Source organism: Enterococcus villorum, assembly GCF_007990225.1.
GTDB classification, from domain to species: Bacteria; Bacillota; Bacilli; order Lactobacillales; family Enterococcaceae; genus Enterococcus_B; species Enterococcus_B villorum.
In genome coordinates this window covers 18,879-30,152 of the sequence record NZ_BJWF01000034.1, presented here as the reverse complement: position 1 = coordinate 30,152, position 11,274 = coordinate 18,879, and the positions used below count along the sequence as shown (strand labels likewise).

13 protein-coding genes and 1 other RNA gene are annotated in these 11,274 nt (G+C 34.5%); 4 read left to right on the top strand and 10 right to left on the bottom strand.

The window, feature by feature from the left end:
- Nucleotides 1–390: 390 nt before the first annotated feature.
- The gene (locus EVI01_RS10685; RefSeq protein ID WP_010750519.1) at nt 391–753 is read right to left on the bottom strand and encodes a hypothetical protein; all 363 of its coding nucleotides are present in this window, start codon (nt 751–753) and stop codon (nt 391–393) included.
- A 73-nt stretch (nt 754–826) separates the two neighbouring features.
- Nucleotides 827–1,207: a CvfD/Ygs/GSP13 family RNA-binding post-transcriptional regulator gene (locus EVI01_RS10680; RefSeq protein ID WP_010750518.1), complete on the bottom strand. Its 381-nt coding sequence runs from the start codon at nt 1,205–1,207 to the stop codon at nt 827–829.
- A 90-nt stretch (nt 1,208–1,297) separates the two neighbouring features.
- Between EVI01_RS10680 and EVI01_RS10675 the strand changes: the two genes are divergently transcribed.
- A complete protein-coding gene (locus tag EVI01_RS10675) occupies nt 1,298–2,464 on the top strand; it encodes a MalY/PatB family protein (RefSeq protein WP_010750517.1) in 1,167 nt (388 codons plus the stop codon).
- A 137-nt stretch (nt 2,465–2,601) separates the two neighbouring features.
- On the opposite strand, the gene EVI01_RS10670 is transcribed toward EVI01_RS10675, so the two are convergent.
- On the bottom strand, nt 2,602–3,186 hold the full coding sequence (locus tag EVI01_RS10670) for a peptidylprolyl isomerase (RefSeq protein WP_010750516.1): 585 nt from the start codon (nt 3,184–3,186) through the stop codon (nt 2,602–2,604).
- A 327-nt stretch (nt 3,187–3,513) separates the two neighbouring features.
- On the opposite strand from EVI01_RS10670, the gene EVI01_RS10665 reads away from it, so the two are divergent.
- On the top strand, nt 3,514–4,512 hold the full coding sequence (locus EVI01_RS10665; protein ID WP_010750515.1) for an NAD(P)/FAD-dependent oxidoreductase: 999 nt from the start codon (nt 3,514–3,516) through the stop codon (nt 4,510–4,512).
- A 120-nt stretch (nt 4,513–4,632) separates the two neighbouring features.
- On the top strand, nt 4,633–5,142 hold the full coding sequence (locus EVI01_RS10660) for a phosphatidylglycerophosphatase A family protein (RefSeq protein WP_010750514.1): 510 nt from the start codon (nt 4,633–4,635) through the stop codon (nt 5,140–5,142).
- A gap of 189 nt (nt 5,143–5,331) precedes the next feature.
- Here the strand turns inward: EVI01_RS10660 and EVI01_RS10655 are convergent, their stop codons facing one another.
- The 6 genes from EVI01_RS10655 to tadA all read right to left on the bottom strand — a co-directional run bounded on the left by EVI01_RS10655 (nt 5,332) and on the right by tadA (nt 9,707).
- The gene (locus EVI01_RS10655) at nt 5,332–5,967 is read right to left on the bottom strand and encodes a TIGR01906 family membrane protein (protein WP_010750513.1); all 636 of its coding nucleotides are present in this window, start codon (nt 5,965–5,967) and stop codon (nt 5,332–5,334) included.
- 1 nt (nt 5,968) lies between these two features.
- Nucleotides 5,969–6,733, bottom strand: a complete 765-nt coding sequence (locus EVI01_RS10650; RefSeq protein WP_010750512.1) for a TIGR01457 family HAD-type hydrolase — start codon at nt 6,731–6,733, stop codon at nt 5,969–5,971.
- 7 nt (nt 6,734–6,740) lie between these two features.
- Nucleotides 6,741–7,403, bottom strand: coding sequence for a YutD family protein (locus EVI01_RS10645; protein WP_010750511.1), 663 nt, complete (start codon nt 7,401–7,403; stop codon nt 6,741–6,743).
- 36 nt (nt 7,404–7,439) lie between these two features.
- Nucleotides 7,440–8,825: a bifunctional metallophosphatase/5'-nucleotidase gene (locus tag EVI01_RS10640; protein ID WP_010750510.1), complete on the bottom strand. Its 1,386-nt coding sequence runs from the start codon at nt 8,823–8,825 to the stop codon at nt 7,440–7,442.
- 259 nt (nt 8,826–9,084) lie between these two features.
- Nucleotides 9,085–9,169: signal recognition particle sRNA small type (gene ffs, locus EVI01_RS10635), an RNA gene on the bottom strand.
- A 40-nt stretch (nt 9,170–9,209) separates the two neighbouring features.
- Nucleotides 9,210–9,707: a tRNA adenosine(34) deaminase TadA gene (gene tadA, locus EVI01_RS10630; RefSeq protein ID WP_010750509.1), complete on the bottom strand. Its 498-nt coding sequence runs from the start codon at nt 9,705–9,707 to the stop codon at nt 9,210–9,212.
- 101 nt (nt 9,708–9,808) lie between these two features.
- Between tadA and EVI01_RS10625 the strand changes: the two genes are divergently transcribed.
- Nucleotides 9,809–10,660 carry a helix-turn-helix domain-containing protein gene (locus EVI01_RS10625; RefSeq protein WP_010750508.1) on the top strand — a complete coding sequence of 284 codons (852 nt, stop codon included), beginning with the start codon at nt 9,809–9,811 and terminating at the stop codon, nt 10,658–10,660.
- A gap of 103 nt (nt 10,661–10,763) precedes the next feature.
- Here the strand turns inward: EVI01_RS10625 and EVI01_RS10620 are convergent, their stop codons facing one another.
- Entirely contained in the window at nt 10,764–11,099 is a 336-nt protein-coding gene (locus EVI01_RS10620; protein ID WP_010750507.1) for a hypothetical protein, read from the bottom strand.
- Nucleotides 11,100–11,274: the final 175 nt, after the last annotated feature.

The window sequence follows — 11,274 nt, the reverse complement described above, 5'->3', positions numbered from 1 at the left end:
GTCAAGAACTTTTTTGAATTTTTTCTTGATAAAATCAAACTTCTTCATCAGTTCTTTTTTAACGACTTCGTTATCTTATCATGTGATTTATGATCCGTCAAGAACTTTTCTGCTATTTTTTCAGAAAAATTTATATGACAATTTCTTAAATCAACGCTATTAAATTTATCATGTAAAATAAAGGACGTCAATAAACAATTTTCCTTATTTTTTTCAATTGTCATTTAATAAAACAAGTATTGTCCGTCTTTATAAAAAAAATATCCCTTCCCTTCTTGCGTTTATAAAATATCACCATCATAACTGAACATTTTTCTCATGTGAAACTATAAATAAACGTAAAAAAGAAACTTGAAAAATTTCAAGTTTCTTTTGCTGACATCTATTCCATTAAAAAAAAGGCACGCCCTCCACTTCGTAAGTTCCCAGAACAGAGCGCATTTGATCAGGATTTTCCCATAGATAACCTTCACCCAAGTTTTCACTTTGACTTTTTTGCTCAGTTTCAAAAACAAACAACGGAACATTTTCATGATTAATATGTGTGTTGGTCAATTCCATCAAATTAATTTTGCTAACATCAATATGAACGTTTTCTTTTAAAAAGCTAAGTATGTTTGCTAAACCAGTCTTTTCTTCTGAAAGCTCTGCTAAAGCAAACTCCAGTTTGTCATCAATTGAATGGACTAAAAATTTTTTTGTTCCATCCTCCAAATGCAACATGATTGTACCAGCGACTCTTTTGTTTGCCAAAATTTCCACCTCGATCAACTTGTTCTATGGTTTACGTAAAAATTTTAGCACATTTTCAGAAAAAATACACTTTTTATTTCTTACTTTCTTTCTGTTCTAATTCTACTAACGCTTCACTCACCCATTTAGGAAGTTGTTTTGCAATAGTAGTAAACCCTATTTTTTTATTTTTATTGGTAAAATATCTTTTCCTTCGATAAGGAATGACAGGGTTCTTTTTTTCTAATGTACGTAACGACAAACTGATTTTCTTTGAATACTCATCGATATCAATAATTTGAACAGTTACTGGCTGACCGACTTTTAATAAATTATGAATACTTTTCGTATAACCCGACTGTACTTCTGAAACATGAATCAATCCTTGTGTCTCTTCATCTAAAGACACAAATGCCCCATAAGGTTGTATTCCAGTGATTTTTCCTTTAATGATTTGTCCAATTTTATATGTCATGTACTTCCCTCTCTTCGCATTTATCATTATACTGTAAATGATAAAAAAAAAGAAGTTTTGAAAATAATCAATAGGAAACGGGGTCCTCATATGTGGGAATTTGATAAAAAAGTTTCAAGAAGAAACACAAATAGTGTGAAATGGGATGCAATTGCTCAAACTTATCAAGCCGATGATTTATTACCTTTATGGGTCGCTGACATGGATTTTCTGTCTCCAATCGAAGTAAAGGAAGCTTTTCAAACATACATTTCTCAAGGAATTTTTGGCTATTCAACTGTCTCTGAAAATTTATATCACTCAATTATTGATTGGGAAAAACATCAACACCAAGTTTTTTTAACGAAAGAGAATATTCTATTTACTAGTGGCGTATTGTCTAGTTTAGCTGTTGCAGTCCAGACATTCACTGAACCTGGTGATAGCATTCTTATACATGATCCTGTTTATCCACCTTTTTCTTCTATCATAGAAACAAATCATCGTCACCTCGTACGTAGTCGCTTAATCAAAAAAAATAATAAATTTGTGATAGATTACCAAGACATGGAGAAAAAGATTATTGAACAAAAAGTAAAAGCGATCATCTTTTGTAACCCACATAATCCCGGAGGTCGCGTTTGGACAAGAGAAGAGTTAACAAAGTTGAGTGCACTGTGTTTGAAACATCATGTTTTACTATTGAGTGATGAGATCCATCAAGATTTAGTCTTTTCTCCAAATCAGTTTACTTCAATGCTTAATATAGATGAAGATTTAAATCATTACTTGATCACTTTTACTTCTGCTACTAAAACATTTAATTTAGCTGCTATCAAAAATTCGATGGTTTTTATTAAGAATCCTGAACTAAAAATGCAATTCGAGCAACATTTGTTAATGAATCAACAGCAAGAAATTAATACCTTTGGATTAATCGGTACGCAAGCGGCTTATGAAAATGGAAAAGAGTGGCTAGATCACCTCCTTCCATATCTAAAGGACAATGCACAACTGGCTTCGGACTATTTTAAACAGCACTTACCCGAATTAGGTGTGATGTCTATTGAAGGAACTTATTTAATGTGGCTTGATTTTTCTGCTTATGAAACAGATGATAAAGCCTTAGAATTAGCTCTGGTAAAAAAAGGAAAAGTTGTTTTAAACCCTGGAATTGCTTTTGGTCCTGCTGGTCATTCGCATATGCGATTAAATTTGGCTTGTCCAAAAGAAGTATTACTTGAGGGGTTGGATCGGATCAAGAAGACTTTTCTATAAAGAGCTAAAATATTTCTTCGTCCTAATTATTTTCGATGACTTTCTCAACAAACGATAAAAAAAATAAACCGAAATGGAGAAAGAACCATTTCGGTTTATTTTTTTATCTAGATGTTTTAATTAGTTATTCAACTATCTTATTCTGAAATTTCCACTTTTTCAATCACTACATCATGCACTGGGCGATCTTGTGGGCCACGTTGCACATTAGCAATTTCATCTACAGTGTTCATTCCATCGACTACATGGCCAAACACAGTATGACGAAAATCAAGCCAAGGTGTGCCTCCACCCTTATAGGCTTCAATAATTTCTGCTGGAAATCCTGCCCCTTCCAATTGATCAAGCATATTAGCGGGTACATTCGCATTGTTTACAATGAAAAATTGACTTCCATTTGTATTGGGTCCAGAGTTAGCCATTGACAAAGCCCCACGCAAATTGAACAATTCACGACTAAATTCATCTTCAAAACTTTCTCCGTAGATACTTTCGCCGCCCATACCTGTTCCAGTAGGATCGCCGCCTTGAATCATAAAATCAGGGATAACACGGTGGAAAATTACACCGTCATAATAGCCTTTCTTAGCTAATTCAATAAAGTTTTTGACCGTCTTAGGCGCTAATTCTGGGAATAATTGAACCGTAATGTCACCACGGTTCGTTTTGATTACTGCTTTAGGTCCTTTTTCATTTTCTAAATTCAATTGTGGGAATACCATATGATTGTCCTCCTAAAAATTATTCCTTCACAGGTAATAATAACATATTCTATCAGTTCGCTGTTGCATGAAACTTAAGAAAACGAAAAAGTCGATTTCTCGTGTAAAATTGATTATATCCTTTTTTTAAAATTATAGATACTGATCTGCTATTTATTTTGTTTGAGTGCGCCAAACTACTAGATTATCCGCGCAGAAATACTGTTCTAATAAAATTTCTATACCTTTTTGATGCATCATTTTTCTTTCAATTATCATAAAAGCGACTATTTGAGAAGAATTCTCAATTAAATTCTGCTATAGTGTGGATATGAGGAGGAATTTTTTATGGAAATCTATGATATTACCATTATCGGTGCTGGCCCAGTGGGGATGTTTGCTGCATTTTATGCGGGAATGCGTCAAGCAAAAACGAAAATCATCGACAGTTTACCTCAACTTGGCGGACAATTAGCTACTCTTTACCCTGAAAAATATATTTATGATATTCCAGGCTTTCCAGCAATTAAAGCAAGTGAACTCGTGAATAATCTCGAGAAGCAATTGACTACGTTCAATCACTCTTTTCATCTAAATGAAGAAGTTCTTTCTCTTACTAAAGATGATGAACTCATCGAAATTACTACGACCAAAGGAATCCATTATTCCAAAGCAGTCATTTTAACTTTAGGAAGCGGTTCTTTTCAACCTAGAAAATTAAAATTACCTGAAGCAAAAACTTATGAGAACCACGGATTAGACTATTTTGTGAATGACTTGATGAAATATGCAGGAAAAAAAGTAGCAATTGCAGGTGGTGGCGACTCTGCCATTGATTGGGCTTTGATGCTTGAACCGATTGCAAGTGAAGTTTATCTTATCCATCGTCGTTCGGAATTTAGAGCGCATGAGCATAGTGTAAATTTATTAAAAGCTTCTTCGGTGAATCTTTTAACGCCTTATCTCATTGAGGAATTATCAGGTGAAAATGGAGAATTAACTGATATTCGTTTAAAAATGGTAAAAAGTGATGAAACCATTGACTTGATGGTAAATTCCTTAATTATTAATTATGGCTTTACATCGAATCTAGAACATCTCTCAGCATGGGGACTTGACAGCACTAGAAATGCAATTACTGTAAATTCCGATATGTCAACATCCATACCAGGGATATATGCAGCAGGCGATATTTGTTCTTACCCAGGAAAAGTAAAATTGATTGCTACAGGTTTTGGCGAAGCCCCCACAGCAGTGAATAATGCTTTACATTTCATCAATCCTAAAGTACGAACTCAACCAGGGCACAGTACAAGCCTTTACGACAATGCAAATCTTAATAAATAAATTTGTCCTATTTTATGAACTACTTATAGCAAAGATGAATAAACAAAATTTTGTTTCTTGCTTTTTTATTTGTTAGGCTGACTATAGAAAATCATTCTCAAAATGAAAGGACGGAAATAAATGGTTATAAAAACTGAAACATTAGAAGAAAAGGCACGTGAACTACTGAACCAACGGGGCGTCACTTTAGAAGATATCGCTGAATTGGTGATGTTTTTACAAAAAGATTACATTACCGATCTGACGTTAGCGGATTGCATTCAAAGTGTCCACTCCGTTTTAACGAAGCGTGAAGTGCACAATGCCATTATTACGGGTGTTCAATTAGATATTTTGGCAGAGGAGAAAAAACTAATGTCTCCCCTTCAAGCTATTATTGAAGACGATGAAGGACTATACGGAATTGATGAAATACTGGCTCTGTCAATCGTAAACGTGTATGGTTCAATTGGTTTTACAAACTATGGTTATATTGATAAAGTAAAACCTGGAATTTTGAAAAAATTAAATAGCCACGATGGCAAAAACGTGCATACGTTCTTAGATGATATTGTGGGTGCAATCGCTGCCGCTGCTGCAAGTCGACTTGCCCATCAAGAACCAGAAAAACGTAGTCGTTTAACTCAATAAAAGATTTTTCTGAAACTCTGTCTAGAGATGAAAACTGAATTGGTTCTTATCTATCCTTTTATTTCTGCCGTAGGTACATGGCTTTTCAAAAATGGTGTTCTTAAAAATAAACCGAAATATCTCGAAAATTGGTCCATTAATTTTCGGATATTCCGGTTTATTCTTTTTATCGATGAACACCGATATTTTTTATCTTAATTCTCTTTTTCCAAGAATGACAAAAAAAGCAAAAAATAGCTCGATCAAAATAAAAAACAAAATAAAACTATGCATAAAAAATTGTTCTGGCAGTACATTAATAATTGGATCAGTCGCTGGATTGAATAACCAGTCATCGTTATTAAAGAATGTTTCATGAAAAAGGATAAAAAAACGATCAAATCCCATCATCATGATAAAGCCAAATACAATCGGAACAAGCATGCCAATTTGAAATGGTCGTATCAATCGCCAAAAACGTTTGTTCTTTTTTAAATAAATAAGGTAATAAATACTTGGAAATAAAGTGAGCAAAAACACTGCATAATCAAGCAAGAAAAGTTTTTTCACTTCATAGAAATGATGTGCACCACTTGCAGAAACAGGAAAATCTTGAAGTTTTAATACTTGTTGGAAAGGATGATTCAAATAATTCATCAATTGATCAAAATTTTTCAACAACGTTTCTTGATCAAGTGTTGTATGATCTAGTATATTCAAATAGTTGATATCGAATACATAAAGAGGTCGAAAATTGATAGTTATCGCAACCGCTAAACTAATCAGCATAAAAAACAAACAGGTCAGCCCAGCATATTCTCCCCATTGCCATTTTTTTACTTTCATTTTAGAAGCTCCATTCATCCAATGAACGAAGAACATGGGTTGCTGGTGTTGGCAAGCTCGGAATATCTTCTTCCTTAGTAAATCCTGACAACACTAACAAGGTATCAATATCATTTTGAATCCCTGCTTGAATATCTGTTTCATAGTTGTCTCCTACCATGATTACTTCCTCTTTGTTTAACCCTAATTTTTCTACTGCTTTATCCATAATAATCGCTTCTGGCTTTCCAATATAAATCGGTGGCGTTTGCGTAGCTGTTTCAACAAAGGAAATAACTGAACCAGCACCTGGGAGTAAACCGCGTTCCGTTGGTATATTTTTATCTGGATTTGTTCCAATAAAAGTTGCCCCTCTATGGATCGCAAGAGTGGCTTTGACCACTTTTTCATAAGTCAAATAATTGTCCAAACCAACCACTACATAATCAGGAGAATCTTCATCCCAGACAAAACCAGCTTCTAAGATCAAATCAATCAGACCCGCTTCACCAATTGCATATACTTTATTTCCTTTGCCATCTGATTGCATAAAATCAATCGTCGCAAGGGTAGCTGTATAAATCGTATCGGAATCAACATGTATGTCAAATTCGTTTGCCAATCGGTCAGCTACTGTTTGTGGGCTTTTTGTGGTGTTATTTGTGACAAACATAAAAGGTAACTTTCTTTCTTGGAGTGCCTCTACAAAACGTTTACCTGCAGGAATTGGTTCAGTCCCTCGATAAATCGTTCCATCTAAATCAATCAAATATCCTTTATAATTCATCTTTTCACTACTCTTCCCTTTTTCTTATCGTAAAATTAGCATTTGACTTGGGTTTTGTCTCATTTTTTACGTTTTTTTCAGTTTTTATTTGTTCATTTTTTCTTTTTTTTATGACTGGCTTTTTATGAGTGGAAGGAACAGGCCCCTTTTTCTCATCGATATAGGCACGATTTTGGTTTTTCTTTTTTCTACGGCGTTGTGTGTTCTTGCCTTTTTTACCACCAATTTGTTCGATCACGAAATAAGCACAACCAAAATTACAATACTCATAAAGATAATCCTCTAGAGAATCAATCCGTTGGTCTGGATGAGCACGTCTGTTATCTGCGCGGAAAAAACCTTTTAACCTTAATTGTTCATAGCCCCAATCACCGACAATATAATCATATCTAGACAAAACTTCGCTGTATCTTTCACCAAGTTTTTCAGGAACAAATCCGTCTCGATAATTTTTCACTAATCGATAGCTTTTTTCTCCAATCAAAAAATTCAACTCATCTAAAAAAGTAATCGTTTCACCTTTGATTTTCTCTGGTTTGGGTTCTTCTATGATTTCTTCTAATACTGCAGTGATCTCTTCGGTAACCGTTCGATCATCTACATTTTTTGATACTTTTTTTTCTTTTGCTTCAGCTTCAATGGCATTATGCCCTTTTTGTTTAGCCGACATGCCTTCACCACCTATCGTTCCTATTATACCTTGTTTTTATTTTATTGGATAGTGAACATTTAAGTATTCTGCTACCACGCTACGAATAAATTCTGGAAATAAAAATTCATTTTCTCCAACAATTTCAATCGTTGGAAAAAAAGGAATAAACATAAAATGATCAACTGTTGTGAATGTGTAACGACGATTTTCTTCTATTGGTTGATTCAACCAATAGACTTGATGATTCACTGCATCGTAAGATAGTCCACTGTAAACGACTTGTCCAAAAATCTTGCCTCGAAATCCCATTCCTCGCATCGGATAATTGCGTAAAAAAGCGCGATTTTTTTCAATCTCTAAAACTAATCGAATCAAGTCACTTCCCTTAAGCGAGACATTCAATAAATGCATAGGATGAGGCAATGCCGTATGGAGCTGGTCTTGATTGACAATACCAGCTGCTAAATCTGTTAAAAACAAGCCACTATTTAGCATTGCTCCTTTTGTTTTCCCTCTGTATTTAACGGCTTCTAAGGCTTCTTGAATAAAGGAATGTTCATCAAAAATATCTAATGATAAATCAAAAGGCAAATGGGCTACTTTTTTCTCACCTAGAAGTTCATGCCCTCTAGCTAAATAATCCTTTATTTCTTGCTCATCTTCCAAGAACGTTGTCATTGTTTCAGTTGATATAGCTTTTGCTGTCTTTTTTATAATTTTTTTATTCTCATCAAGCGTGACATGGACTTCTCCGACATATTGCCCATATTTCCCTGCCGCAGCCAGTTGAACTCCATTGACGATAGAACCATCCACAAACAAATGATGCGTATGCGAACCTAAAATGACATCAATTGCAGGGAGTTCTTTGGCAATTTGACGATCTTCTTGAATACCTAGATGACTCATCAAAACTAAGACATCTACTTTAGGTCTTAGCTCCTCTACTAATGCAGGTAACATATCATAAGGATCGCGGATATCCCAACCATTTGGACTATAAGTCAAAGGAAAAGGAGCAGTGAAAGCCATCAACCCGATTTTTGTCTGTTGTGGGGTTTCAATGATTTTAAAACGCTTTGCCCATTTTGGTGGTAGTAGCGTATGTTTATCAAATAAATTATCCAACAATAGATCAAAATTTGCTTGATCGTAAAGCTGATTTAATTCCCTTTTCGCATTGCCTACCCCTTCATTATTACCAATAGTAGCTGCATCGTAACCAATTTCATTCATTAATTCAACATTTGCCTGACCATCCGTTGCTTCTGATAGCGGATGCCAACGGTCGACGAAATCTCCTAAATCAACAGTAATCGTTGTCGTATTTTTTTTCTTTTCATTTTCCCGTTTTTTTTGCTCAATAAACCTTCTGATTTTGGGCCAATTTTCTAGATGTGAATGTAAATCATTGGTATGTAAAAGAACTATTTTTTCCATTCTATCCGTTCGCCTCGCTTTTCTTTATCATACCATATGGTTTTTCTTTGTTCACTTTTAGCGTTTTTTGTTTAAACGAGTAATTGGACTTTTTTAGATACAGAAAAGCAAACGATAGTCTCGAACGTATTCTTTTTTAGTTTCCAAAAATGAACAAAAAAAGACCAAGTATCCCTTGGTCTAAAGTTTGAACGTAAACATAAAAAAGCCACAATAAATAGTTCATCAAATACCTATTTATTATGCCCTCTATTTTCTTATATAATCAGACACATGGCGGATCCTGCTTAGTGCTGCTTCCTTCCAGATCTGACACGCTTCACAAGCCCACCATTGTCCTAGCCTTTCGGCAAATAATAGTATACCTTATTTCAATTTAATTTGCTAGCCTTTTTTTAATTTCTTTTTTCTGGTACGTAGTTCTTTAAAAAAAGCAGATAAGATTTGGCCACACTCCGCTTCCAAAATACCTCCTATTACATGGGTTTGATGATTGAATCGTTGATCTTCTAACAAATTCATTAATGTCCCTGCCGTACCTCCTTTTTGATCGAATGCGCCAAAATACACTTCCTTTACTCGTGATAAAATCATTGCACCACTACACATTGGACATGGTTCAAGCGTGACATACAATTGCGCCTCTTCCAAGCGCCAACTTCCTACCGTTTGACAAGCCTCTCTAATGGCAATCATTTCTGCATGAGTGGTGGCATCTTGTGTCGTTTCTCTTAAATTATAGCCCTTTCCAATTACTTCACCATTTAAAACAACGATTGCTCCAATCGGCACTTCCGCTATTTTTTCTGCTTTTTTTGCCTCTTCAAGCGCCAAACGCATCCATTTTTCGTGTTTTTGATTCTCAAGTTCTTTAGATTCCAAATAATCCCCTACTTTTATTTTTCTTGCTTAACTTTATCATAGGATAAAAAGGATGTAACTAGCTTTTTCACTTATGGTAAAATAAGGAAGAGGTGAACTTGATGAACTTGACTAAACTGATCGAACTTTATCCTAAGGCTCAAAAAAAAGATTTTCCGTCTTCAGACAAAAAAATTCTTTCTTTAGCAGTAGAAGGTGCGTTTTTGTGGATTGAAAAAGATTCACTTGCTGCACAAGAAATAAAACTTTTGAAAGCGTTATTCCCGGTGGCTGCGATTAAAAAAAATCACCCTTGGTATCACTATTTATTTGAAAACAAACCTCTTCCTTTAGAAGACAGCTTTCGTATGATTCAATTTCAAATTGAACCGAGAGAGGACTTTCTTAAGAAAGAATGGCAAGAAACAATTCAAGAAATGTTTTTTTATCTTGAGGATTTTTTCTTTTATACAGAAACTGATGCCTTACTAATCGAACGAAAACACGCAAATTTCTTTGATGCTACGGAACTTAAAGGAATCTTTCTTTCATTGGATGCTGACTTTGACATTACCACACAAGTATTTGTTGGAGCGTTCCATTTACCTACACAAAATTTTTTCACCTTATTTTCGGAAGAAAAGAAGATATTTTTAGAAGAAAAAAACTATTTTGCATTACATGGAGGCACCATGTCATTACCAGAAGTTGCTTTACATCACTATACGAAAGATAAATCACAAAACAGCTCATTAATCTCAGGTTATCAAGATATGATAAAACATACAGAAATGGAGGAGATTATCGTTGAATTATGGAAAAATTTAGGCAACATTAGCTCTACTGCTAAATCACTGTTTCTACATCGAAATACACTGAAGTACAAGATTGAAAAATTCCAAGAACAATCTGGATTTAACTTAAAAGAAGCAAATGATTTACTGTTTTGTTATCTCCTTTTGTTACCAGCTTAATAGCTATCAACAAAAAATAAGCTTAATGTGCAAATTCCTTGAACAGTGATTTTTCTGTTCAGTGAACGGCACTTCAAGCTTATTTTTTCTATTTTGCTATTTTTTACATTATTTTATCAACAAAATGAAAAAGACGTTCCTTGACATCCTCCGTTGACCCTTTTAGAGAATCGCCATAGACAGAAATCTTCTTTTTGCCGGATTTAATTTTTTCTAAAATTCCCATTAAAGAGTCTAAATCACTGTCAGAAAGGTGTTCGACGATATCCAATAATTTTTCATTTCCATCAAACGTGTCATCTACGAATTTTTTTACTTTTGCTCGGTTCGTCATATGATGAATTTTTTCTATGACTTTACCCGATACAACTACTGCTGTTGCTACACTTGCAACTGCAGCGACGCCTAACCCGATTGTTACTTTTGTTGATGTTCTCATAATTATCAGCTCCTTTTATCTATTTTAATCATAGCATAGATAAAAAGATAAACGAACTATTTGCCCTTTCGTATGTTTAGAATTGCTCTGACAACTAAAGCCGACTAGAGCTATTGCTTCAAAGGATGATATCATATTGCATGGAACCAATCGTACGAGTTTTATCATAGATTTC

Bases quoted from the DNA above. Each gene is read 5' to 3' on its own strand.
- EVI01_RS10680 (WP_010750518.1), bottom strand. From the start codon at position 1,207: ATGACATATAAAATTGGACAAATCATTAAAGGAAAAATCACTGGAATA.
- EVI01_RS10655 (WP_010750513.1), bottom strand. From the start codon at position 5,967: ATGAAAGTAAAAAAATGGCAATGGGGAGAATATGCTGGGCTGACCTGT.
- EVI01_RS10640 (WP_010750510.1), bottom strand. From the start codon at position 8,825: ATGGAAAAAATAGTTCTTTTACATACCAATGATTTACATTCACATCTA.
- EVI01_RS10675 (WP_010750517.1), top strand. From the start codon at position 1,298: ATGTGGGAATTTGATAAAAAAGTTTCAAGAAGAAACACAAATAGTGTG.
- EVI01_RS10665 (WP_010750515.1), top strand. From the start codon at position 3,514: ATGGAAATCTATGATATTACCATTATCGGTGCTGGCCCAGTGGGGATG.
- EVI01_RS10625 (WP_010750508.1), top strand. From the start codon at position 9,809: ATGAACTTGACTAAACTGATCGAACTTTATCCTAAGGCTCAAAAAAAA.
- EVI01_RS10645 (WP_010750511.1), bottom strand. From the start codon at position 7,403: ATGTCGGCTAAACAAAAAGGGCATAATGCCATTGAAGCTGAAGCAAAA.
- EVI01_RS10650 (WP_010750512.1), bottom strand. From the start codon at position 6,733: ATGAATTATAAAGGATATTTGATTGATTTAGATGGAACGATTTATCGA.
- EVI01_RS10660 (WP_010750514.1), top strand. From the start codon at position 4,633: ATGGTTATAAAAACTGAAACATTAGAAGAAAAGGCACGTGAACTACTG.
- EVI01_RS10670 (WP_010750516.1), bottom strand. From the start codon at position 3,186: ATGGTATTCCCACAATTGAATTTAGAAAATGAAAAAGGACCTAAAGCA.
- EVI01_RS10620 (WP_010750507.1), bottom strand. From the start codon at position 11,099: ATGAGAACATCAACAAAAGTAACAATCGGGTTAGGCGTCGCTGCAGTT.